Source organism: Marinomonas sp. SBI8L (genome assembly GCF_001624705.1).
In the GTDB taxonomy this organism is placed as follows: Bacteria; Pseudomonadota; Gammaproteobacteria; order Pseudomonadales; family Marinomonadaceae; genus Marinomonas.
The window spans coordinates 16,290-39,779 of the sequence record NZ_JSEO01000020.1 but is presented as its reverse complement, the minus strand read 5'-3'; the positions used below and the strand labels follow the sequence as shown (position 1 = coordinate 39,779).

The window sequence follows — 23,490 nt, the reverse complement described above, 5'->3', positions numbered from 1 at the left end:
AATTAGTGCTCGGGCTCAGCAATTTTTAATAACTGCTTGCCTTGGTTTTTGCCAGTAAAAATGCGCTGGAAAGCCTCAGGTGCATTTTCTAGCCCTTCTTGAATATCTTCTTGAAAGACGAGTTTACCTGTTTGAATCCAACCTAATAAGGCTGAGATAGCTTCGTTTGCTCTAGGTAAAAAGTCTAAAACGATAAAGCCCTGCATAGTGCCTCGTTGCACAATTAAATTACTGGTGTTCTTAAGTGCATAGCTTTGGCCTGAGCTATAACTGGATATGGCACCACAAAGTACAATACGGGCATTGATACTGATTCTAGCTAAGACAATATCTAAGGTTTCTCCGCCAACATTATCAAAAAACACATCAATACCTTTTGGGCATAATGAGCTTAAAGTCTGGCTGATATTTTCTTCTTTATAGTTAATCGCATGATCAAAACCGGCCGTTTGGGTTAACCAATCACATTTCTCTTTTGAACCTGCAATACCAATCACTTTTGCGCCTTTAAGCTTAGCAACTTGCCCTGCAATTGACCCTGTAGCGCCAGCCGCCCCTGAGACTAAGACCGTATCTCCGGCTTTGACTTTACCGATTTCTTTCATACCAAAATAGGCAGTAATCCCTGTGACACCTAATACACTTAAAGGCATGGTTGCGGGGATGTTGGGCGGAATCTTTCGGGTCTGAATAATGCGTTCTTTGCCATCACTTATCGCATAATCCTGCCAGCCAAAGCCGCCTAATACCTTATCACCTACTTGATAGTCCTTATGTTTGGACTTAATGACCTCAGAGACAGTCGTACCACGCATAATCTCGTTAACTTGAATGGCAGACACATAAGAGTCTTTTTCATTCATCCAAACTCTTAAGGTAGGGTCAAAAGAAAGGTACAAATTACGGACAAGAAACTCACCGTCTTCTATTTCTCTAAGTGAGCTTTCGCCAAACTCAAAGTGTTCTCTACCAACTAAGTCTGTTGGGCGTTTACTCATACGCCATTGACGGTTTAGTGTCATAAGAATACTCCTTTAAAAATTTTGAGTTATCTAAACAGCAGTCATGCCGCCATCAACAACCAGTTCCTGGCCTGTCATGTAAGAGTTGTTTTTATCACAGGCAAATAACATAACTTTCGCAACTTCATTTGGCTGGGCAACACGTCTTAAAGCAGATGCTTTACCGTATTTAGCCAGCACTTCTTCGGGGTTATCCAAGGTTTTAAGGTGCTGCTCAACCATGTCCGTCATTGTGATATAAGGACAAACACTGTTTACACGAATGCCTGCTCGACCATATTCATGGGCAGCAGATTTACTTAAGCCGATAACTGCATGTTTGCTCGCTGCATATGCGGACATAAAAGGCGCACCTGAGATGCCTGCAACCGATGACATATTACAAATTGCGCCACCGCCTTGTTTGATCATATGGGGAATCTGATATTTCATGCATAGGTAAACACCTTTAACATTGATATCCATGACACGCTCAAAATCGCGAGTATCCATATCAGCGAGTGGACTGTGTTTAGGGTCAATGCCAGCATTATTAATGGCGACATCTATATGCCCAAAATGAGCGGCAGTGTTATCGATAAAAGATTGAACCTCTTGCTCTTTACTCACATCACAAGGCTGGCTAAATACCTCAATACCTTGTTCAGCAAGTTCAGTACTTAAATCGTTTAACGCAGAGATATTTATGTCACATAGGGCGAGCTTTGCGCCTTGTTGTGCAAACTGTTTCGCGGCTTCTTTGCCTAATCCGCCACTGGCTCCTGTGATGAGAACAACTTGATTTTTAAAGTTCATCATTTTGCTTTCCTTGTTCTTATTGTTGGTTTTGACATCGGTCGTGAGGGATTCAATTAAAGGGTTAGACCGCCGTCTACTACAATGCACTCACCATTGGTGTAACTGCTTGCATCAGATACTAGGTATAAAACGGTTCCTGCCATTTCTTTGGGCTCAGCGTGGCGGCCCATAGGAATGCCTTGAACCACACTTTTGTAAATATCTTCATTGGTAAAAAGTGCACCAGCGAACTTGGTTTTAGTGAGACCGGGAAGTAGGGCGTTGCAGCGTATGCCAAATTGGGCACATTCCTTGGCAAAGGCTTTGGTCATGTTAATAACTGCAGCTTTGGTGATTGAGTAAATCGCTTGACCAGGTCCTGGGTGAACGCCATTAACTGAGGCGGTATTGACTATGGCACCCCCTCCGTTTTTACGCATTAGCTTGCCTGCTTCAATCGACATGAAAAAGTAACCACGAATATTGACATCGACTGTCTTGTTATAGGCTGCAATATCTGTGTCCAAGATATGGCCAAAATAGGGATTGGTGGCGGCATTATTAATGAGAATATCAAGTGTTTGATGCTTAGATTTCACATGTTCAAAAAGTGCGCTGATATCTTCCATATTGCCTACATTGCAAGCAAAGGCTTCTGCACTACCACCAGCACTCAATATCTCATCAGAGATGGCAAGACAGCCCTCTAGCTTACGACTAGAGACAATTACATGGGCACCTTGCTCTGCTAGCAACTTAGCGATCTCTTCACCTATTCCTCGGCTTGCTCCTGTGACTAATGCTACCTTGCCGGTTAAATCAAATAATTGGGTTGTCATATCCACTCCTTCTGATGTCGTCTTTCTTCTTGCTAAGAGTTTAAGCTAGGGGGTTAAGTTATGGCGTTAAAATCAGTTTGCCGATTGATTGGCGATTGAATACTTTAGTAAGTGCCTCTGGTGCTTGGGATAGGGGGAAAACTTGGTCAATGACCACTTTGATTTGGCCTTGCTCATACCAGGTTAAAAGCTCCTGCATATTGACCATGAAATTGGCCGGTTCTTTTTGTGCGAAGCTGCCCCAAAAAACACCTATTACTGAGAAACCTTTAACAAGGGCCAAATTAACGGGGAATTCGGGAATCGAGCCGGACGCAAAGCCGATAACAAGTAAACGGCCATTCCATGCCATGCTTCGAGCACAAACATTAAAAAGGTCACCACCGACAACCTCATAAACCACATCCACGCCTTTATTTGCAGTTAGGGCTTTAATTTTATCTTTAAGGTCTGGGTCGTTGCTTAGTAAGAGTTCATCTGCCCCTTGCTCTTTAGCGGCTAACAGTTTTTCTTGGGTTGAACAAAGTGCAATGACTTTGGCGCCCATGGCTTTACCTATCTGAACTGCGGCTAAACCAGTACCACCAGATGCGCCTGTAACAAGAAGTGTTTCACCTTTTTTAAGTTTTGCTCTTTGCTTTAGTGCATGGTGTGCCGTAGCGTGAGCTGTAATTAACCCTGCTCCTTGTTCAAAACTGATAGTGTCAGGCAAAGGCAGAACCATACGCGAGTTGATAGCTACTTTTTCAGCATAACCACCGGTCATGGTGAGCCCAATCACTCTTTGCCCCAGCTTAAGGTGTTTCACCTTAGTGCCTAGTCGGCTAATAGTACCGGTTACTTCACTGCCAGGAGAAAAAGGGTGCTCAGGTTTCAGTTGATATAAACCCTGAACGAGAAGGCCATCAGGGAAGTTAATGCCACATGCTGCAACATCAATAATTATCTCGTGCTCATTAGGAGTAGGGTCTGGGACCTCTTCATATGAGAGGGAATCGATTGGTGCAAATTCGTGACACATAATGGCTTTCATACTAGGGCTCCTGATGTTTCTTCTTGTTTTGAGTTAGGAAGAGGAATTTCATTTTTAATAATGCCAAGGGCTAGGAGGGCGAGTGGTTCAACCATAGCGCCAACTTTGCCGGCCTGTTTACTCGATGCATTACCAGAAAGTGCGCGTTTAGCTACGCCTTGCGCAATCGCAGCAAGGCGGAAAAAGCTAAAGCAAAGATAGAAGTGCCAGTTATCAATTCGTTCTATGCCCATTCTCTGGCAATAAAGGGCGACATATTCAGCTTCGCTTGGAATACCAAGTGTTTTTGCATCTAAACCCATAAGGCCAGAAATGGCATTTTTATCTGGGTTAATAGGTAGCCTTAATTGCATACATTGATAGGCAAGATCAGCGTAAGGGTGACCTAACGTAGAAAGCTCCCAATCTAAAATGGCTTTTATGCTTTTGTCATCTGGGTTAAAAATCAGGTTGTCTAATCTGAAATCTCCGTGGCATAGGGCAATGCGACCATCATCTTCAGGTAAGTTTTCCTCCAACCAAGTAATGAGTGTTGCCATCGCTTCAATTGGCTTTATTTCAATTGCTTGATATTGGCTCTTCCAACGACTGAGCTGCCTTTCAAAATAGTTGCCGGCTTTACCATAATCGCTTAACCCCGCATTGTGTATGTCCACCTTATGTAGTTTGGTGAGAGCAAGGTTCATTGCATCATACATGGCACTTCGGTCGGCTTTTTTAACTATCTCGGGTAAGGCTGCATCCCAATAAATATTGCCTTCACAGTAATCCATGAGATAAAACATACTGCCTATGATGTCTTTATCTAAGCAAAGGTGGAGCGCTTTAGGGACAGGTACATCTGTGCCCTCCAATGCGGTTAAGACACGAAACTCTCTATCAACAGCATGGGCTGACTTTAAGAGGGTGCCAAAGGGTTGGCGTCTTAAAACATAAGTACCTGAATAGGCACTAATCTTATAGGTAGGATTAGATTGGCCCCCTTCAAACTTAGTTAAACTGATTGGTCCTTTGAATCCTGTGACATTTGATTCTAGGTACTGAGTTAAGCGTGCCTCATCTAGACTGTTATCTTGAGCTTCATTATTTGCCATGATTAATCCTCATTCGCTAGGGCTTGCTGAGCAAGGTTGCGACCTAGCTGCATCATATGAACTTGATCTGGCCCATCTGCAAGGCGTAAGCAACGTTGTCCTGCATACATATGAGCAAGGAAGTGATCTTGACCGACACCTGCAGCACCATGTACTTGAATCGCTCTATCAATAACAGCTAGCGCCATATTAGGAGCAACTATCTTGATCATGGAAATGAGATCTTTTGCCGCCTTGTTGCCGACAGTGTCCATTTTTTGAGCCGCTTTTAAGGTCAGTAGTCTTACCTGTTCTATTTCACAGGCTGACTTGGCAATGTCTTCACGCACAGATTGCTGTTTAGATAAAGGTTTTCCAAATGCAACACGTTCATTGGCTCTTTTGCACATAAGATCTAGTGCTCTTTGGGCCGCTCCAACGGAGCGCATACAATGATGAATACGGCCAGGACCTAGCCGTCCTTGAGCAATTTCAAAACCACGGCCTTCCCCTAAAATAAGGTTTTCAATGGGGACTCTTACATTGTCAAAAATGATTTCAGCATGGCCTTCTGGGGCATCGTCATAACCAAAGACCTTCATGGGTCTAACGATAGTGACGCCAGGAGTATTTGTCGGGACCAATATCTGAGATTGTTGTTGATGTCGGTTAGGGTTATCTGGGTCAGTCTTGCCCATTACGATTAATAATTCACAGGAATCACGACAGGCGCCACTGATGTAAAACTTACGACCATTGATCAGATAATCTTTACCATCTCGTAAAATACGGGTTTCGATATTGGTCGCATCTGAGGAGGCGACTTCAGGCTCTGTCATGGCAAAGGCAGAGCGGATTTCACCCGCTAATAATGGTTCAAGCCATTGTTTTTGTTGTGCCTCATTTGCGTATTTAGCCAGGACTTCCATATTTCCTGTGTCAGGTGCCGCACAGTTAAACACTTCGGGAGCCCACATGACCTTACCCATTTCTTCCGCTAAAGGGGCGTATTCTAGATTAGTTAATCCTGGGCTATGGCTGCCATAGCTTAGAGGGAGGAAAAGGTTCCAAAGTCCTTGAGCTTTAGCTTTGCTTTTCAGCTCTTGCAGAATGTTGGGCGTTTGCCATGGGTTTTCGTTCACCTCCTGATGAAAGCGAGCATCATTAGGGTAGATATGCTCATCCATAAAGTCTTTTACTTCTTGTATGAGGGTTTGAACTTTAGGGCTGTATTCAAAATCCATGGTCATCTCCTTTTTCAAAATTAAGCAAACTAACTGAAACTACGTAAGGTATGGGTATCGGGGGATTGCAAGTGAGGTAAATGGTTAAAATTATCTAAATAAATCTTGTCTTGTTGGCAGACACACTGAGTGATAGCGGTATTTTGAATGCTTAAATTGAGCTCAATGCAATTGCTTGCAGGTATGTTTAATATTTGGCTTACGACCTGAGCAATCGGGCCACCAGAGGTGAAAATCAGCGAATCTTTTTGCTGAAAATCTGATTGGAGTTTTATTAATCCGTTTTTGACCCTGTGTTGAAACTGACTCCAAGATTCTTCTAGCGCTTTACTGTTAGCTTCATTATTAATAAGTGTGTCTTGGCTCCAGCTTAGAAGGCTTGCTTTTAGCAAGTGAAAAAGCGCCTTATCTGAATACTTATCTTTTTGTTTATCAGGGTGCTGGTTAAGGTAAGCCTTAATGATGGCTTCAAAATTAAACTCATTAAATTCTTTCATTATGGTGAAGCTAGAGGTGTCAATTTGAGATTGATATCCAGATAAGAAGGCATGAGCCGTTTGTTTATGGCGTACTTGGCTACCGCAAATTACCTGATCAAAATGTATCTCATGAGTCTTAAAGTACTCACCTAATAGGCGTGCTTGAGTCATGCCCAGTTCAGATAACTGGTCATAATTCTTTGACCCTAAACTGGCTTGTCCATGACGGATGAAATACCAACGTCCCATTCGTTTATCCTTATCTTCCCACGAAAATTTAATAGGTTAGAAACGAGCATAAGCGTCTGAGTATTATTTTAAAAATTTATTATATGAATAAAGTAAAATACACAATGGTTATAATGCTGTGGCATTATTCTGTTTAATGAATGCAAAGATATACTCTTTTTCGGGCTAGCTAAGGACATAAAATGCGACTCAATAAAGTGGATTTGAATCTTTTTGTGGTGTTCGATGCCATTTATATGCAAGGGAACTTGACCCGAGCCGCTGAGGTTTTATGTATCACTCAACCAGCAGTAAGTAATGCTTTAGCTAGGTTAAGGCTGATCTATGATGATGCTTTATTTGTAAGGACAGGAAAGGGGATGGTGCCCACACCTTTAGCTGAAAATATTGTTGTCGGTATACAAAGCGCTTTACAACTTATGGCAACAAGCCTGCAAGAAGGCCAGATATTCGACCCTTTTCAATCTGAGAAAACCTTTCGCTTAAGCATGAATGATATGGCCGAAGCCATGATAATGCCCAAGCTTTTAAGCCTTTTACAAGAATTAGCACCTAAAGCGGGTATTGAGTGCTGTTATGTGCCAAGAGAGGAAATTGAAAGAGAGTTGGCAGCGGGAAGCTTAGACATAGCACTGGATGCACCTTTTGTTGCTGTTGGTCAGATGCAAACTCAAGCACTGCTAAAACAAAGGTATGCTTGTGCTGTTAGGCGAGATCATCCGAAAATTGGGGATACCATTAGCTTAGATGAATACCTTGCTTTAGATCACCTGCAGGTATCATCAAGGCGAAAAGGGCGTGGTTATGAAGATATAGGTCTTAACCGTTTAGGCCGGCAACGTAAAATAAAGATGCGGGTTCAACACTATCAAGTTGCCCCTTTATTGGTTGCGCAAACGGATATGGCGCTGACGGTGCCAATTAGTATGGCGCAAAGCTACGATCTTAAAATTTTAGAGTTGCCTTACTCTTTACCCGCTCTTGATTGGAATATCTATTGGCATAAAAGTGCGGATCAGGACCAAGCAAATCTATGGTTAAGAGAATTAATTTTAGGACTTGAGCTATAAAGCCAGTAATTAAACAGGCTTTAAAGCTCGCTGGGTTTGTATTGGTTAGGCTGTTTATTAGCCTGAAGTTAGGTGGTCTAACATGGCTTTAATTGCCTGCATTTGAATCGCCTCTTTTGTGTAGTAGGTATAAGGTGGCCAGCTATTATTGGTATAGCCCCAAAAGTCCCAGCAACCTTTTGGGTTGTAAGGAATGAAAGAGGATTTATCCACCTGAGGAAAGAGCACAATAAGCTGGTTTGCTTCGGCAACGTCCAGATAGCCAGTGCCAGTGACATACCTATCATCTAAGCTTTGTATGCCTTGCTCACAGCCATGTAGTGCCACATGTACACGGCACTGGGTAGCATCTTGTTGGCAATCTGTTGGTATATAAACATAAGCCTCTGAGTTCATACTGCTGATATTAAATCGATATTGGGGGACAAAGGGCTTTTGCTCAAATTTAATCAGGTTATCTGTTTTGTAAGGTGTCGACTCATCTAAATCGCCATAAATCTGCTCAAGGAGAATTCTTGCCTGACGGTACTGGCAGTCATTGATAAAAGGCGTTTGGCTCAATGGACAATCTAAATCAACTTCTTGATTGGTAATAAAAGCATGGCCTGCATCAACTTGGTTGTCATATAAGATCTGTTCGTCAGAGATACCTAATGTTTGATAAAAATCATTAGCGCTGTCTACAACGGGTGTCAGTACAGTTTTGTCTTGTTTGCCAGAAAATAGATAGATTTTGTCATCTAATACATTTTCTAACTTATCTATGCTGCCTGCTTCTTCGGCCGCTTTGGCCAGATTGTATATTTCACTCACATCAGGGAAAGGTGCCCCAAGATAAGGGCAGGGTAAGCCTTTTAGGCAGGTGCAGGTGCTTGTTGCAGTGGAAAGCGGATTAGGGTTTAGGGGATTACTTGCTGCACATTGCCATGGCCCACCTGCGACAGCCGCAACACCAACCAAGTCTTGTGAGTAGGCAATATGATATTGAGTTGCCATAAAAGCACCTGAGGATAAGCCTGAAATTGAGCTCTGGTTTTTGATAGCGTTAAGTCTGGGTAACTCGTCGCTGGCAAAGCTCAGTGATCCTAAGATGAATAGGGTTAAAGCGAGAGAGATCGAAACCAATCGTTTAAACATTGTCATAAACAGTCCTTGTTATCATTCCTATCTGGTTTGGATAATTGTTTGCATCATGCAATATTCGATTTTACTAATGTGACTATAGAAGTGTTATAAGACATTTTGGTGAAATTATGCGCTATAACCCCTTCGGCTTGCTTGATATCAAGTATTTTCAATGAAACTGGCATTTGGTGCTAAAGCTGCTAAAGGGGCTTTTTAAAGAGTTAAATTGATAGGATACGAAAGACCATGTTGTCAGAGTTAGTGTTACACTTGCCGCGTTTTTAATTGGTTAGTTAGGTAAAGTGAATATCATGAGTTTTACGTCTTTAGGTTTGCATTCTTTATTATTGGAACAGGTTGAATTATTGGGTTATCAAACCCCAACACCCATTCAGCTTGAGGCGATTCCAGCTGTGCTTGCCAATAAAGATGTCATGGCTGGTGCACAAACAGGGACAGGTAAAACAGCGGCTTTTGCACTTCCTCTTTTACATAGATTGTATGAAATACATCAAATAGAAAACCCTGTGCCCAACAACCAAGTATCAGTATTAGTTCTGACGCCAACTCGAGAACTTGCCCAACAAGTTTATAAAAGTTTTTGTGATTATGGCCAAGCATTACCTTTAAGAAGTGTTGCTGCCTATGGTGGTGCCAGTATCAATCCGCAAATAGACGAGATTAAACAAGGGGTCGATGTGCTTGTGGCAACGCCTGGACGTTTACTTGAACTTGTTATGAAAGACTTGGTTGATGTGAGCCAATTAAAAACCTTGGTGTTAGATGAAGCGGATCGTATGCTGGATATGGGCTTTATCATAGATATTCAACGTATTTTAAAGCGCTTACCTCAGCAAAAGCAGACGCTTTTTTTCTCGGCTACTTTTGATGATGCTATTTTCAAATTAAGCAAAACCTTACTGCGAGATCCTGTATTAATTGAAGTTGATCAAAGAAATACCAGTGCAGAGCAAGTTGAGCAGACTTTCTATGCAGTCGATAAAGAGAAAAAAAGTGGCTTAATTTCTTATTTGATCGGTTCAAAGAACTGGCAACAAGTCCTTATCTTTACTCGTACTAAAGAAGGGGCGGATCGTCTTGCAAAAGAAATGAAAAAAGATGGTATCGACACTCAGGCAATTCATGGGGATAAATCTCAAGGTGCGAGAGATAGAGTGCTTGCCGCCTTTAAGGCAGGTGAGTTAAGAGCTTTGGTTGCAACCGATGTGGCTGCCCGTGGATTAGATATTGAGGCTTTATCCTATGTGATAAACCACGAGTTGCCCTATAACGCAGAAGATTATATTCACCGTATTGGGCGAACAGGACGTGCTGGGCAATCTGGGTTAGCCGTCAGTTTACTGACTGAGAAAGAAAACTATTTATTGAAAGACATAGAAAAGCTTCTGGATACGCCACTTGCGTCTCAATGGTTCCCAGGTTTTGAGCCTGACCTTGATAAGCCTGAATCTAAGTCAAATAAAAGACCATTATCTAATAAGGAAAAACGTAACCAAGCCTTGGGTATTAAACCTAAAGCTAAAAATAAACGCCCTAGAAGGCGCTAGTTTTAATTTTAGGATGATAAGTTTCCTAAGGCTTTTTCAATCTGAGTAATCGCCATTTGTACCGCGATAGGAGTGATACCTTGATAAGGGTGTAAGGCGTAAATCGGATTTTCAGCTAACTCACAATCTTCCAATACTGGCATAAGTGTCTTGATGTGTTTACGACAAATGAAGTCAGGCACTATGCCGATACCAAAACCTTGCTCAATTAACTCAATACAAGATTGCAGGTTATTTGCCTGATGGGTTTGATGAAACGTAAGATGCTGCTTTTTGAGGCTTATCTTAGATGAAAACTCATGTGTAATTTCTTTACCTTGCCATGAGTTTGCAATGTAAGGCGCTCGCTCAATTGTCTCAGATATAGGCATGTTGGAGCTAAAACTAGTTTCAGATGAGCCTTTTAAAGTAATGCTGTCTAATATTGGAAATAGTCTTGATTGGCATACTTGGTCACGAAAGCTACCAAGGCGCTTTTGCTTTAAGTTACTCGCATCTGACAGGCCAATTCGAATCGTTAAATCGATATCTTCTTGCATGAGATCTTGATGGGTATCACTACTGATAAGCTCTAAATTGAGTTTTGTATTCCCTCTAAACGTTTCGGCTAATGCTGGAATAATCAAGGTATTCATTAATGCGTGAGGCGCACTGATTTTCAATTTGCCTTTTGGCTCCTCTTGCGCTTCTTTAGCTTGTAGCCAAGCTGATTCAGTTATCTTATTTAGCTCGCAACAGTCTTGATAAAAGGCCTCTCCAGCAGCGGTGAGATGCTGTTTTCTCGTGGTGCGCTTTAATAAGGTTACGCCTAGCTCTTGTTCTAAGAGTTTAAGCTGGTGGCTAACCACAGACTTAGATACGTCTAACTTCTCTGCCGCTTTAGTGATGCTCCCCGATGACACTATATGCATAAAAAGGGTCATATATTTAGCTTTGTTCATATTTTAATTGTTCTGTTTAAGTTTACAGTTATTTCTGATTCTTCTGTTTTTTGCTGGTAATAGCAAGGGTAAAGTACTTCAAAACATATAACAGAGGTGTAAATAATGTCTGATTCAAACGTTTTAGAAACATGTAAAGCAGGTATCGCGGCTTGGCAAGTAGCGTTTAATAACCAAGATGCAGCAGGTTGTGCCGCTCAGTATTGTGAAGATGCGAGTATGGAAGCGAGACCTATGGGAACTTTTACTGGTCGCTCTGAGATCCAAGCATTTTGGCAAAATATCATGGACCAAGGTTTTAAAGATGTAGATTATTCAGATGTAAACTGGGTAGCTGAAGGAGAAGATGGCTATATCTTAAGCTCTAACTGGACCATGAATAAAGCTTTTGGAGCAGTGCATAGAGAGCATTGGCAAATACAAGCTGATGGTAAAGCAAGACTGGTGAGCGATGTATTTGAAATACTAGGTGAGCGCTAATCGCTAGTTTTGATAAGTATCATGCTTAGCAAAAAATGAATAAAAAGCCGCAAGAAATTGCGGCTTTTTTTGTTTATAGATGAACGAATAAATTAAGGTAAAACGAGTTATTAAGCTAAGCCATGAGCCTAATTTGCTTAAAAATTGATACTGTAAAAAAGCTTAATTTAGCGCACTTTTAATATTTTTTTATATTGCTAATATAGCTCCCAAATTGACTTAATCGCAGGTTCTCTAGGGAGTCTATGAATAAGTCCTCCCGTCTCAGCGTTTGGTAAAAGTTTCCAGCGGTATCAATGTATTACATTAGAATCATTGATCATAAAAAAACTTTATGAGATGGTTATTAATTGGACAAAAGCTTACTGGATGAGAGACGAAAAAATTCAATCATGTCTAAGCTTCTCGCTGCCAGTTGTTATCACTGCCTTGTTTAATTGGATATTGGAGTGTATTAAATGGAATTTTCTTTACAACAGTTATCTCTTGTTGAACTTGCTACCTTATTCCCGCAAAGGGATGTTTCTCAAAGCCAGTATACTTTTGCTGAAGAAGCCTTACCTCCTAATCATGTTTTTTCAAGGTCAATTGCCTTAAGTGAAGAGGGTAAAGCATTATTTTGGTCCATGCCTTATTTTATGAAAGACAGCTCGGGCTGCGTGATTGGAGCCTGTGGTTTTAACTCTGAGCCAGAAGGTGGTGAAGTGGATATTAGTTGTCATGTCTCTCCCTCCTATCAAAATCTTGGTGTAGCAGAGGAAGCCGTAAAGCAATTATTAGAACGAGCCTTTTCTTATGCGAGTCAGGCGGGTCATGAACTAAATAAAATTCTGGCTTTAATTCCCGAAGATAATATCGCTTCAAAAAAAGTGGCTGAAAAGATTGGCTTTGTATTAAACCAAGACAAGCTATTAAGCCTTAAAGGGATTGAAAGGTGGTCATATAGTCGAGTCTAGCAACCCGTCATCTTAAAAGGAGCCAGTGAGGCTCCTTTTTTTATGGAAAGATAAAAGTTTATATTAGAAAATTGTATAAGCTCAATTGGTAATATCAATATTCATTTTTGGAATAAGTGTCGAGATTTAACCTTTATATATGATATTTTGAATTTAGAGGAAGCTACCTTCAGGAAAGAAGGTGGAAGACAAAGACATTCAAATACATAGAAGATAGCCATGTTATACCTAGATAAATTGCCTTTAGCCTTTTGGTTTAAATCGTATCAAAAGCAAGACTTCGTCAGTGACTTTATCGCTGGCTTAATTGCTACCATCATAATGGTACCGCAAGGTATGGCGTATGCTTTGCTAGCTGGGGTACCTGCTGAGTATGGTTTGTATTGTGCTATTTTACCGTCTTTCTTCTATGCCATTTTAGGCAGTAGCCGCAGCTTATCTGTAGGGCCTGCCGCACTTATCTCTATCATGGTTGCCTCCAGTGTTGGCGCATTAGCACCAGAAACTGGCCAGATGTATCTTATTTATGCCATTAATATTTCCTTTCTTGTGGGGGCTTTTTTGTTGTTAATGCGCTTATTAAGGCTAGGTAGCATGACCAACTTTATTAGTCTGCCTGTGATAAGTGGCTTTACTAGCGCTTCTGCCATCATCATCTTAACGAGTCAACTTAAGCACCTGCTAGGCGTTTCTGTTCCAACAGGACTAAATTTTGCTGAAACGCTTAAGGTCCTATTCGATCAAGTATCTATCATTAATTACACGACACTGAGCATAGGGATAGGCGCCTGTATTGGTCTTTGGTATTTCAAAAAACTATTTCCGGGTCAGTTAAAGCGCTTAGGTTTAAATGCCTTGCTTGAACAAGCGCTCGCAAAAGCTGGCCCTATGTTTATCGTATTGGTCTTTGCTTATATTGTATTTTTTGGCCAACTGAATGATTTACACCAAGTTAAGGTAGTTGGTGCGATTCCAGAAGGGTTCCCTTCTCTGCAAGTGTTTCAGCTAGATGTGAGTTTATGGCAGGAGCTGGCTTTACCTTCATTGTTGATTGCGCTTATGTGCTTTGTGACAAGTATCAGTGTCGGGACAACCTTGGCGAATAAACGCAAAGAACGTATCAATGCTAATCAGGAATTGTTAGCGCTTGGTGCGGCAAACCTGATGGCGGCGTTTAGTGGCACATTTGCCCTTGCTGCGAGTATGAGCCGTTCTGCGGTTAACCATAGTGCGGGAGCTCAAACTACCCTGGCCAGTATTGTGTGTGCTTTAGGTGTACTCATTACCTTATTATTTTTAACTCCCTTCTTTTATTATTTGCCACTCGCTGTTCTTGGCGCAATTGTTGTTATGTCTGTGGCTTCCATGATCGAAGTTGAACAACTTAAGCGATGCTGGCGAGTAAACCGTACCGATGCTTATAGCTTGGTCGCGACATTTTTTACTGTTTTAGTCTTTGGGATCGAGATTGGTATTACAGTGGGTATTTTGGGTTCAGTTATGTTGGTTGTGTATCGCGCGAGCCACCCACATATGGCGGTTGTTGGTAGGGTAGGTAACAGTGAGCATTTTAGAAATATCAAACGTCATCAAGTGAATACTGAGCAGGGTATTCTGGCAATCAGAGTAGATGAGAGTATTTACTTCTCGAATGTGCAATGTATCGAAGATTATATCTTTACCCAGATTAATCTAGCCTCTGAAATACAGCATATTGTTTTGATCTTTAGTTCGGTGAGCTTTATTGATACCACAGCTTTGGATGCGTTTGAGGCTATGAAAACCAAACTGGAAGATTTAGGGATAAACTTGCATCTAGCCGAGGTGAAAGGGCCCGTGATGGACCAACTAAATCAGACCAGCTTTATTGAGCAGCTAAAGCCAGGGCAAATCTTTTTTACCACGGATGATGCCTTTAAACAGCTAGCCTAATAACCTAGGTTAGCATTAGCTGTCTCTTCTTTACCTTTTCTTTAGTAAAGGGCAAAAACAGGTATAAGCGGCTACACTTCAAACAAGTAAGTCGCTTTCAACTTGATGATCGAGGGCCCCATAGTTTCGTACATTTTAAGGGATAATATCGGTTTGTATGAGGCATTAACGCTAATTAGTAAGGTTTAATTAGATGCCTAATCCGCGAGTAGATTCGTACTTAGAGCAACTAAATCAACTGCTAAACTTTCAAGGTCTGAGTTGGTGGTTGATTGATGTAAGAGAGGACCCAGACTCCTTCTATTGCAACCACACTATGGCGCAAGCCTTTTCACTGGATTCTAACTTAGAAAAGCACTCTGTGAGTGAGACCTGTCCTATCGCAGGTGACTTTATCAGGAATGTTGAATTAAAGTCGGGACGTCAGGCTAAATTAATTTTCACAGAATATCGACAGTTACTAAACCAAGAAATCAGCGAATATAACAATCAGTTTCCTTATTATAATCATACGCTTAAAGAGAATAGTTATTTTAAAAGTCGTGCTCGGGTACTCGACTATGAGGAAGACGGTAGCGTGTCATTAATCTTTGGCATCATTGAAGATATTAGTGAAATTGAAGCTCAGCGTTTAAAAATAGAGCAGCAAAAAAGCAAGTTTAAACATCTAAGCGAAAAGGATGCAGTCACTACCTTATTTAATCGTCGTTATTTCATGGCGTTATTTAAGCAAGGTTATGTTCAAGCTCAGCGAGAGCAATATCCTATTGGGATATTGATGATAGATGCTGACAACTTTAAAGACTATAACGATTATTATGGTCATCTTAAGGGAGATGAGTGCCTTATGATGATAGCCAAGTGCATACGATCTATTTTTAATCGTAAGACAGATGTCGTTGCAAGGTTTGGGGGTGATGAGTTTATTGTTTATATCGTCGATATAGACATTATTAAGTTGGAAGAGACGGCTTTAAAGCTAAAAACTAAGCTGTTAAATGAAAAGCGAGTACAGCCAAAAGATGAAGGCGTACCCCAAATCAGTTTAAGCATAGGCGCTTATTTTGCCGTACCAAGAGTGGGTGACAATGATATAGAGACCTATATTAAAATTGCTGACGAGAACTTATACAAAGCAAAATCGAAAGGGAAAAATTGCCTTGAAATAAGCCAAGGTTAATTAAGGAGGTGTACTGATAATTGCTTAAGGAACCTGCGATTAATTCACCTCTTCTCAGTCTGCTCTTCTAAGGTATATGAGAAAAAATATCACACAAGGCGTTACTTTACGTTTACTAATAGAAAACAAGTGTAGGTACCTTTCGAGAAGTGACAACACAGGGTGTTACTTTTTCTGAAATGCCGTTTAGGTATTATTCAAAGACCCGAAGGGCGTGGTCTAAAAGCCCTATCTTTATGTTGAGAACCTTATCAATAGAATAACTATTAAGTTGCGCTCCTCGCCATAAATCTAGCCGCTTTTATCCACACGCTGAGGCGGGAGGACTTATTCGCAGCTTCCTTAAACTTAGCTCACAATAGAAAGGCTAGGAATAAGCTATATTCCTAGCCTACTAAAACGTTAAGTCTAAAGCTCTTTTATGGCGCGGCCAATGCCATCCAAGGTTAAAGGGTACATTTTATCCTTCATCAAAGACTTCATCATGCCAATCGAATAATGATATGACCAATGCTCTTCAGGTTGTGGGTTTAGCCAAACCACATTATCAAAATGATTGGTTATCTTATTAAGCCAACTGGAGCCAGATTCCTGATTCCAATGTTCCACACTGCCGCCTGGCGCATCAATTTCATAGGGCCCCATAGTGGCATCGCCTACAAAGATCACTTTATAGTCGCGGCCAAAGCGATTAATTAAACTCATGGTATCGATTGATTCACTGCGGCGTCTAATGTTGCCTTCCCAGACATGCTCGTACAAACAATTATGGAAATAAAAAAAGGAAAGGTGCTTAAATTCGCTATGGGCTGCGCTGAAAAGCTCCTCACAGGTTTTAATGTAATCATCCATTGATCCACCAATATCAAAAAACATTAATACTTTTACCGCATTATGCCGCTCTGGCTCCATATGAACATCAAGCATTCCGCCTTGTTTTGCTGTCGCACTAATGGTGCCGTTTAAATCGAGCTTTTCACTGGCACCAGTACGGGCAAAACGTCGTAGTTTCTTAAGGGCTAGTTTCATAGTGCGACTACTGATTTCTGTATTCGCATCCAAGTTTTTGTATTGCCTTTGTTGCCAGACTTTTACCGCTTTTCTTTGTCTTGGCTGATCTTCGCCAATACGAACCCCTTCTGGGTTGTAGCCACCAGATCCAAAAGGAGAGGTGCCGCCTGTCCCTATCCACTTACTGCCACCTGCATGGCGTTCCTTTTGTTCTTCAAAACGCTTTTTCAGGGTTTCCATCAGCTTATCTAGGCCGCCCATGGCTTCAATTTGGGCCTTTTCTTCTGGACTTAAGTTTTTCTCGAACTCTTTTCTAAGCCAATCTTCAGGAATTTGATAAGCCTGTTTTAGAGCAGAGAGAACATCTAAGTCTTGAATGCCGCTAAAATAGTCAGCAAAGGCTTTATCAAATCTATCGTATTGAGTTTCATCTTTGACTAAGACGGTTCTGGCCAAAAAGTAAAAGGCATCAATATCCGCGAAGATAGCCTGATTTTTGAGTGCATTAATGAGATCTAACAATTCACGAATACTGGTTTTTAGCCGGTATTTTCGCAGTGTTAAAAAGAATTCAATCAGCATGATGCAATATCTCCCACATGAGGCATTAACTAACGACGTTTACTCATAAAGGCGAGTTTCTGTAGCAGGCTGACATCTTGCTCATTTTTAAGTAGGGCACCAAAGAGAGGAACTAAACCACCTTTATTGCTTTTATCTCTAAGTACTTCTGGTTCGATATCTTCGGCGATGAGTAGTTTTAGCCAATCGAGCAACTCACTAGTGGAAGGCTTTTTCTTTAAATGTGGTAGTTCACGTAATTGGAAAAAAACTTCTAAAGCCGTTGTTAGTAGATCTTGCTTAATATGAGGGTGGTGTACTTCTATAATTTGCTGCATTTCGTCTTTATTTGGAAAGTCGATATAGTGGAAAAAGCAGCGTCTTAAAAAGGCGTCAGGTAGTTCTTTTTCATTGTTCGATGTAATGATAACAATAGGTCTTTGCTTGGCTACGATTCTTTCTTGAGTTTCGTACACATGGAATTCCATCTTATCTAACTCAAGTAGTAAGTCGTTTGGAAATTCAATGTCAGCTTTATCTATCTCATCGATAAGCAGTACTGGGCGTACGTCAGCATCAAATGACTGCCACATTTTTCCCTTAACAATATAGTTGGCGATGTCATGGACTTTTTCGTCGCCGAGCTGGCTATCTCTAAGGCGAGATACCGCATCATATTCGTATAAGCCTTGTTGGGCTTTAGTTGTTGACTTGATATGCCACTGAATCAATTCTGTGCCAAGAGAATCTGCCAGCTCTTGGGCCAACATGGTTTTACCTGTGCCTGGCTCACCTTTGATCAAAAGTGGTTTTTCTAGCAACATGGCTGCATGAACTGCCAGTTTAAGAGACTCGCTGGCAACGTAGTTTTTAGTACCTTCAAATTTCACGGATAACCCCTAATGTATTAGCTCACCTAGTTAGCTAGGCTAACAATAAGTGTAAGTGATTTTATTTAAACAGAATCATCCCACAAAAGTTATGAAATACCAATAATGCATATTTTGAAGGGTAGATATTTGAAATTGTTATTTGGCTGAATTGGCTAAGTTGAAAAACTGAACGAATGTGCAAATAAAGAGATTAGAAGTTGGAACGACCGGTCAACTTCTATTAAGTCTGGCATTATTTTTTTATAATAATCCTATATTAAGTGAAGCAACTTTTTACTTGATTTCTCTTTGTTTTAAATTCCCTTTTGCTTATACAATTTGTTTCAAGCAAACCCAGAGCATTTATGCTCTGGGTTTTTTTATGCCTATTATTTAATCAAACCTCATATACATTCTTTATAGAAGATTCAAACTCCTTATAAAGCCTGATAAATGATACACTTAGCTTCAGGTGAAACGACTATTAAGGTGTCGTAACCTCATGTCTTTAATATCTATCAAAGTTTCTTCTCTTAAAAATAGAGTTAAATCTTAATGAAAGGCTATTTAGTTTCACTAAATGCTAATAGGTATTAAATTGCATATTTCGACACACTAAATAGAGAGCCTAAATCACTAATGTTGGACTACCAAGGGACATTCGGTGACGTTAAAAGAACAATTGCGCTAGGTTAATTTTATAATACTTTCTAGTGCAACATATAATTATAATTAATAGGAAGCCAACAAAATGAAGCTGAAAGAATCCAGTAATGGTAGAGCAGAGTATAGTACGGCGTATAAAGTAGGTCAGGACAATGTGCAAGTGATGGGGTTGGATTTCCTTAACCCTGTATTCATGAGCAGTGCGTTTATTATTTTTGCTTTTATTTTAGGTACCATTTTATTTCCCGCTGATGCGAAAGAAATATTAGTCGGTGCTAGAGGGTGGTCAATTAATAACTTTGATTGGCTGTTTATGATAAGTGGTAATATTTTTGTATTATTCTGCTTAGCATTAATTGTATTACCAGTGAGTAAAATCCGTTTAGGGGGCACAGAAGCAAAACCTGAGCACTCAACTCTGACATGGTTTTCCATGTTATTTGCAGCGGGTATGGGCATAGGCCTAATGTTTTGGAGTGTTGCTGAGCCAGTGGCTTATTATACCGGTTGGTATGGCACACCTTTGAATGTTGAAGCAAGAACACCAGGTGGTGAGCAGCTCGCAATGGGTGCAACCATGTTCCACTGGGGTCTTCACCCTTGGGCTATTTACGGTGTTGTCGCTTTATCCCTAGCATTTTTTGCATATAACAAAGGGCTACCTTTAACCATACGTTCTGCTTTTTATCCGCTACTAGGCGAAAAAGTATGGGGTGTGATTGGTCACTTTATTGATGTACTGGCCGTAATTGCTACCATCTTTGGTTTGGCAACATCACTTGGTCTAGGTGCTCAACAGGCAACCAGTGGTCTTAACTTCTTATTTGATGTTCCCAACACGCTTACGACTCAAATTGTTGTTATTTTAGTCGTCACTGCTGTGGCAATAGTTTCTGTTGCTAGAGGGTTAGAAGGCGGTGTTAAATTATTGAGTAACATCAATATTATGATTGCTGCTGCGCTAGCGTTGTTTGTTTTAGTTGTCGCAAATACGGGCGCTATTTTTGGTTCAATGGGAACTATCTTCCTAGGCTATGTTGAAAACATTATTCCATTAAGTAGCTGGATTGGCCGTGAAGACCAAACTTTCTACCATGGTTGGACTGTCTTCTACTGGGCTTGGTGGGTATCTTGGGCACCATTTGTCGGTATGTTTATCGCACGCGTTTCTCGCGGCCGTACCGTACGTGAATTCTTAGTTGCTGTATTGTTAGTACCTACGTTTGTCTCTCTAATCTGGATGGCAATCTTTGGTGGTTCTGCAATCGATCAAGTGAATAACGGTGTAGGCGAATTAGCAAACGGCATTTCTGATGCGTCACTTGCTATGTTCCAAATGTTTGAGCATTTACCTCTGACTGGTTTGATCTCATTTGTTGGTATTGTATTAGTACTTGTCTTCTTTGTTACCTCTTCTGACTCTGGTTCATTAGTTATTGATGGCATTACAGCAGGGGGTAAAACAGATGCACCTATGATTCAGCGCGTTTTCTGGGCTGTTCTAGAAGGTATTATCGCAATTGCCTTGCTTATTGGTGGTGGATCGGAAGCGTTATCCGCGATCCAAGCCGCAGCGATTACAATTGGCTTACCATTCTCCGTGTTAATGTTGGTGATGTGTGTCAGCTTGTATAAGGGTCTGCAATCTGATTTGCACCTGGTTAAGTAATACGCTTTAAACATGTTGCTCTAATAAAGCGGTGTATGGCTTCATACATCGCTTTATTTATTTTAGATCTGTATAAATATGCTTGATTGTTTAAGCTAGGTGGTGAAGAAGTATGATGGAAGTGGAATTAACAGAAATGTTGGATGCCTTAAATCAGTATCCGCCCTTTAGTGAAATGCAAGAGCCTGAGCTGATAGAGCAAATGGTCCATGAAATTGAAATTCAATATGTACGAAATGGCGAGTCCATTATCGTACCCAATACCATTAACGAGCACCTTTATTTTATTCGAAGCGGTGCGGTTGAAGTTTTATCAACCAAAGATCAGTTACTAAGACGCATGGAAGAGGGGGAGCTTTTCGGTTATTTATCCCTACTACGTGATGGTAAAGTCAGTCAGGAAATCAAAGCAATTGAAGACTGTTTATTTTACCTCATTCCTGCTCATTGGTTTAAAAAACTTTATGTAGAATACGATATCTTTTCAGACTTTTTTGAGTTGATTCGAGAGAATCGTTTGCGCACAGCCATAGAGGCGCAAAACCAAAACTCTAATCAAGATGTCTCCTTAATGACATGCCCTGTAAAAAGCTTATTAAGACGCCCACCGATTAGTATCGAAGATGATGTCAGCATTCAACAAGCGGCACAAAGAATGGCGGATAAGCGTGTTTCAAGCTTACTGATTACCCATGAGGAAGAATTGGTCGGCATAGTAACCGATAGAGACCTAAGAACCCGAGTGATAGCCAAAGGCCTAAGTTATGATGAATCAGTAAAGGTCATCATGACGGAAGATCCAATTACATTGGACAGTGGTGACTTTGCTTCAGAAGCTGTGATGAAAATGATGGCCCAAAATGTTCACCATTTACCTATTACTAAAAATGGCAAAGCCATAGGGGTAATAAGTACCGGGGATATAGTGCAAAAAGAAAGTCACGGTAGTATGTATCTCATCAGTGACATCTTTAAACAGCAAGACGTGAGTGCGTTACAGGCTATCAGCCGTAAAATGACCCATACCTTTACCCAATTGGTACATGCTGATGCTAACAGTGTCATGATAGGCAATGCCTTGTCCCGAATAGGTACTACCTTCATTGAACGCTTATTGCAGTTGGCTGAGAAGAAATTTGGCCCAGCGCCTATTCCATTTTGTTTTATTGCACTAGGTTCTCAAGCTAGAGAAGAGCAAACGATCAGCACAGATCAAGACAATGCCTTTATCTTATCGGATGATTATGATGAGGAAGTGCATGGGGAGTATTTTAAAACCCTTGCTGATTGGTTATGCCAGAGTTTAGATCAGTGTGGTTATCCACTTTGCACGGGCGATATTATGGCCAGCAATACTTTGTGGCGCCAACCTTTGTCACAATGGAAAAGCTACTTTAGCGATTGGATTCAAAACCCTAAACCAGAAGCCTTGTTAAGAAGCTCTATCTTTTTTGATTTGCGCTGTGTGTATGGTGAGCAATCATTAGCAAGACAATTAACAGACCATATTCACTTACAGACTCAACAGCATAGACGCTTCTTATCTCATATGTCTCGCAATGCTAATCAGAGAAAGCCGCCTTTGGGTTTCTTTAGGCAGTTTGTACTTGATGGAAGTGGTAAACAGTCTAAAACATTTAACCTAAAAGAAAGGGGCATAGCGCCCATTATTGATATTGTTCGAGTTCATGCTTTAGCCTGTGGTAGTCGTAAACTTAATACCATGGAGCGCCTGCAAGATATTGAAGCGGCAGGAATTCTACAAGAAGGTCGAGCACGTGACTTAGCCATGGCATTAGAGCTTATCAGCATGGTGAGAATACGACATCAAACCGAACAGATTGATCAAGGCTTAACACCGAATAACCATGTTAACCCAGAGCATTTATCTAGCCTTGAAAGGCGTAATTTAAGGGATGCTTTTCATGTCGTATCGCGCCAGCAAGAGTTTATTAAGTTTCGTTATGCAGGTGAGCGTTCCTAATGTTAGCCAAGCTGTACGATAATTTTAGACAAGATAGTAATCAGGCCTTTGATTGGCATGATTACTATTTAACTCAAGCACAAACCTTACCCGAAGGGCCGCTAAAGCGTTTTTATCAAGCGGGAGTGCCTGCACTTGATACTAAGCTTGCAGACTCTCCCATGCTAGCTTTAGACCTTGAAACCACAGGGCTTCGAAGTCAAAAAGATACCATAGTGAGTGTGGGTTCTGTGACCATGAGTACTAAGCGGGTGAAATGTGCCAGTGCTCAATATTGGGTGGTTAATCCTGGTGCTAGGCTGTCTGCCGAATCCATTACTATCCATGAACTAACACATTCAGATGTGGAGCAAGCACCGCCTTTAAGCCGTTACTTTGAGTCAATTTTAGAGGCAATGGCAGGGAAGGTTGTCGTGGTGCATTGTGCTGCAATTGAAAGGCAGTTTCTTTATCAAGCGGCCAAAAAACTATACGGACAAGATTTATTCTTTCCCATTTTAGATACTTTGGCAATCGAGCAAAAAGTACTCAAACAAAGGTCTTTGTTAAAGCGAATTTTTACCGCAAATACGTCTGTACGTTTAGATGCCTGTCGTCAAAGATATGGCCTACCTAGATATAAAGCCCATCATGCCCTAACCGATGCTTTCTCATCCGCTGAATTGTTACAAGCGCAAATTGCCCATCATCTTGATGCAGATAAACCGCTAGCAGACTATTGGAGTTGAACTCGCTAGGAAACTTGCGAATAAGTCCTCC

Annotated in this window: 20 protein-coding genes; 9 read left to right on the top strand and 11 right to left on the bottom strand. The window is 41.0% G+C overall.

Annotated elements, in window-relative coordinates:
* Window positions 1–2 precede the first annotated feature (2 nt).
* Genes OA91_RS22330 through OA91_RS22300 form a run of 7 tightly spaced genes read right to left on the bottom strand, consistent with a single transcriptional unit; the run spans window position 3 to window position 6,716 of the window.
* Window positions 3–1,022, bottom strand: a complete 1,020-nt coding sequence (locus tag OA91_RS22330) for an NADP-dependent oxidoreductase (protein ID WP_063339897.1) — start codon at window positions 1,020–1,022, stop codon at window positions 3–5.
* Window positions 1,023–1,052: 30 nt separating this feature from the next.
* Window positions 1,053–1,820, bottom strand: a complete 768-nt coding sequence (locus OA91_RS22325; RefSeq protein ID WP_063339896.1) for an SDR family NAD(P)-dependent oxidoreductase — start codon at window positions 1,818–1,820, stop codon at window positions 1,053–1,055.
* 53 nt (window positions 1,821–1,873) lie between these two features.
* On the bottom strand, window positions 1,874–2,638 hold the full coding sequence (locus tag OA91_RS22320; protein WP_063339895.1) for an SDR family oxidoreductase: 765 nt from the start codon (window positions 2,636–2,638) through the stop codon (window positions 1,874–1,876).
* A gap of 58 nt (window positions 2,639–2,696) precedes the next feature.
* Window positions 2,697–3,671: an NADPH:quinone oxidoreductase family protein gene (locus OA91_RS22315; protein WP_063339894.1), complete on the bottom strand. Its 975-nt coding sequence runs from the start codon at window positions 3,669–3,671 to the stop codon at window positions 2,697–2,699.
* Window positions 3,668–4,765, bottom strand: a complete 1,098-nt coding sequence (locus OA91_RS22310; protein ID WP_063339893.1) for a phosphotransferase — start codon at window positions 4,763–4,765, stop codon at window positions 3,668–3,670. The genes OA91_RS22315 and OA91_RS22310 overlap by 4 nt, the downstream gene beginning before the upstream one ends.
* A 2-nt stretch (window positions 4,766–4,767) precedes the next feature.
* Window positions 4,768–5,988 (bottom strand): acyl-CoA dehydrogenase family protein, encoded by a 1,221-nt coding sequence (locus OA91_RS22305; RefSeq protein ID WP_063339892.1) that lies wholly within the window; start codon window positions 5,986–5,988, stop codon window positions 4,768–4,770.
* A 29-nt stretch (window positions 5,989–6,017) separates the two neighbouring features.
* Complete coding sequence (locus tag OA91_RS22300; protein ID WP_063339891.1) at window positions 6,018–6,716, bottom strand: histidine phosphatase family protein; 699 nt, start codon at window positions 6,714–6,716, stop codon at window positions 6,018–6,020.
* 182 nt (window positions 6,717–6,898) lie between these two features.
* Between OA91_RS22300 and OA91_RS22295 the strand changes: the two genes are divergently transcribed.
* Window positions 6,899–7,786: a LysR family transcriptional regulator gene (locus OA91_RS22295; RefSeq protein WP_063339890.1), complete on the top strand. Its 888-nt coding sequence runs from the start codon at window positions 6,899–6,901 to the stop codon at window positions 7,784–7,786.
* Between the two features lie 57 nt (window positions 7,787–7,843).
* On the opposite strand, the gene OA91_RS22290 is transcribed toward OA91_RS22295, so the two are convergent.
* The gene (locus OA91_RS22290; RefSeq protein ID WP_063339889.1) at window positions 7,844–8,929 is read right to left on the bottom strand and encodes an extracellular catalytic domain type 2 short-chain-length polyhydroxyalkanoate depolymerase; all 1,086 of its coding nucleotides are present in this window, start codon (window positions 8,927–8,929) and stop codon (window positions 7,844–7,846) included.
* 293 nt (window positions 8,930–9,222) lie between these two features.
* Between OA91_RS22290 and OA91_RS22285 the strand changes: the two genes are divergently transcribed.
* The gene (locus OA91_RS22285; RefSeq protein WP_063339888.1) at window positions 9,223–10,479 is read left to right on the top strand and encodes a DEAD/DEAH box helicase; all 1,257 of its coding nucleotides are present in this window, start codon (window positions 9,223–9,225) and stop codon (window positions 10,477–10,479) included.
* Between the two features lie 8 nt (window positions 10,480–10,487).
* On the opposite strand, the gene OA91_RS22280 is transcribed toward OA91_RS22285, so the two are convergent.
* Complete coding sequence (locus tag OA91_RS22280) at window positions 10,488–11,402, bottom strand: LysR family transcriptional regulator (protein WP_231870441.1); 915 nt, start codon at window positions 11,400–11,402, stop codon at window positions 10,488–10,490.
* 123 nt (window positions 11,403–11,525) lie between these two features.
* On the opposite strand from OA91_RS22280, the gene OA91_RS22275 reads away from it, so the two are divergent.
* The 4 genes from OA91_RS22275 (at window position 11,526) to OA91_RS22260 (ending at window position 15,968) form a co-directional block, all read left to right on the top strand.
* Window positions 11,526–11,900 (top strand): YybH family protein, encoded by a 375-nt coding sequence (locus tag OA91_RS22275; RefSeq protein ID WP_046017764.1) that lies wholly within the window; start codon window positions 11,526–11,528, stop codon window positions 11,898–11,900.
* A gap of 458 nt (window positions 11,901–12,358) precedes the next feature.
* Complete coding sequence (locus OA91_RS22270; protein WP_063339886.1) at window positions 12,359–12,856, top strand: GNAT family N-acetyltransferase; 498 nt, start codon at window positions 12,359–12,361, stop codon at window positions 12,854–12,856.
* A 219-nt stretch (window positions 12,857–13,075) separates the two neighbouring features.
* A complete protein-coding gene (locus tag OA91_RS22265; protein WP_063339885.1) occupies window positions 13,076–14,788 on the top strand; it encodes a SulP family inorganic anion transporter in 1,713 nt (570 codons plus the stop codon).
* A gap of 193 nt (window positions 14,789–14,981) precedes the next feature.
* Window positions 14,982–15,968: a GGDEF domain-containing protein gene (locus tag OA91_RS22260; protein WP_063339884.1), complete on the top strand. Its 987-nt coding sequence runs from the start codon at window positions 14,982–14,984 to the stop codon at window positions 15,966–15,968.
* Between the two features lie 408 nt (window positions 15,969–16,376).
* Here OA91_RS22260 and OA91_RS22255 read toward each other — a convergent pair whose 3' ends face one another.
* On the bottom strand, window positions 16,377–17,561 hold the full coding sequence (locus OA91_RS22255; protein ID WP_063339883.1) for a vWA domain-containing protein: 1,185 nt from the start codon (window positions 17,559–17,561) through the stop codon (window positions 16,377–16,379).
* 29 nt (window positions 17,562–17,590) lie between these two features.
* Window positions 17,591–18,430 carry an AAA family ATPase gene (locus tag OA91_RS22250; RefSeq protein WP_046017761.1) on the bottom strand — a complete coding sequence of 280 codons (840 nt, stop codon included), beginning with the start codon at window positions 18,428–18,430 and terminating at the stop codon, window positions 17,591–17,593.
* Between the two features lie 733 nt (window positions 18,431–19,163).
* Here OA91_RS22250 and OA91_RS22245 point away from each other — a divergent pair.
* From OA91_RS22245 to OA91_RS22235, 3 genes are all read left to right on the top strand, one after another.
* Window positions 19,164–20,747: a BCCT family transporter gene (locus OA91_RS22245; RefSeq protein WP_063339882.1), complete on the top strand. Its 1,584-nt coding sequence runs from the start codon at window positions 19,164–19,166 to the stop codon at window positions 20,745–20,747.
* A gap of 112 nt (window positions 20,748–20,859) precedes the next feature.
* Complete coding sequence (locus OA91_RS22240) at window positions 20,860–22,731, top strand: putative nucleotidyltransferase substrate binding domain-containing protein (RefSeq protein WP_052702210.1); 1,872 nt, start codon at window positions 20,860–20,862, stop codon at window positions 22,729–22,731.
* Window positions 22,731–23,459 (top strand): 3'-5' exonuclease, encoded by a 729-nt coding sequence (locus OA91_RS22235; protein WP_046017759.1) that lies wholly within the window; start codon window positions 22,731–22,733, stop codon window positions 23,457–23,459. Before OA91_RS22240 ends, OA91_RS22235 begins: the two co-directional genes overlap by 1 nt.
* Window positions 23,460–23,490: the final 31 nt, after the last annotated feature.

Coding starts and splice junctions, on each gene's coding strand:
- OA91_RS22315 (WP_063339894.1), bottom strand. CDS start 3,671: ATGAAAGCCATTATGTGTCACGAATTTGCACCAATCGATTCCCTCTCA.
- OA91_RS22300 (WP_063339891.1), bottom strand. CDS start 6,716: ATGGGACGTTGGTATTTCATCCGTCATGGACAAGCCAGTTTAGGGTCA.
- OA91_RS22310 (WP_063339893.1), bottom strand. CDS start 4,765: ATGGCAAATAATGAAGCTCAAGATAACAGTCTAGATGAGGCACGCTTA.
- OA91_RS22295 (WP_063339890.1), top strand. CDS start 6,899: ATGCGACTCAATAAAGTGGATTTGAATCTTTTTGTGGTGTTCGATGCC.
- OA91_RS22260 (WP_063339884.1), top strand. CDS start 14,982: ATGCCTAATCCGCGAGTAGATTCGTACTTAGAGCAACTAAATCAACTG.
- OA91_RS22245 (WP_063339882.1), top strand. CDS start 19,164: ATGAAGCTGAAAGAATCCAGTAATGGTAGAGCAGAGTATAGTACGGCG.
- OA91_RS22285 (WP_063339888.1), top strand. CDS start 9,223: ATGAGTTTTACGTCTTTAGGTTTGCATTCTTTATTATTGGAACAGGTT.
- OA91_RS22280 (WP_231870441.1), bottom strand. CDS start 11,402: ATGACCCTTTTTATGCATATAGTGTCATCGGGGAGCATCACTAAAGCG.
- OA91_RS22265 (WP_063339885.1), top strand. CDS start 13,076: ATGTTATACCTAGATAAATTGCCTTTAGCCTTTTGGTTTAAATCGTAT.
- OA91_RS22305 (WP_063339892.1), bottom strand. CDS start 5,988: ATGGATTTTGAATACAGCCCTAAAGTTCAAACCCTCATACAAGAAGTA.
- OA91_RS22255 (WP_063339883.1), bottom strand. CDS start 17,561: ATGCTGATTGAATTCTTTTTAACACTGCGAAAATACCGGCTAAAAACC.
- OA91_RS22290 (WP_063339889.1), bottom strand. CDS start 8,929: ATGACAATGTTTAAACGATTGGTTTCGATCTCTCTCGCTTTAACCCTA.
- OA91_RS22235 (WP_046017759.1), top strand. CDS start 22,731: ATGTTAGCCAAGCTGTACGATAATTTTAGACAAGATAGTAATCAGGCC.
- OA91_RS22275 (WP_046017764.1), top strand. CDS start 11,526: ATGTCTGATTCAAACGTTTTAGAAACATGTAAAGCAGGTATCGCGGCT.
- OA91_RS22320 (WP_063339895.1), bottom strand. CDS start 2,638: ATGACAACCCAATTATTTGATTTAACCGGCAAGGTAGCATTAGTCACA.
- OA91_RS22330 (WP_063339897.1), bottom strand. CDS start 1,022: ATGACACTAAACCGTCAATGGCGTATGAGTAAACGCCCAACAGACTTA.
- OA91_RS22325 (WP_063339896.1), bottom strand. CDS start 1,820: ATGATGAACTTTAAAAATCAAGTTGTTCTCATCACAGGAGCCAGTGGC.
- OA91_RS22240 (WP_052702210.1), top strand. CDS start 20,860: ATGATGGAAGTGGAATTAACAGAAATGTTGGATGCCTTAAATCAGTAT.
- OA91_RS22270 (WP_063339886.1), top strand. CDS start 12,359: ATGGAATTTTCTTTACAACAGTTATCTCTTGTTGAACTTGCTACCTTA.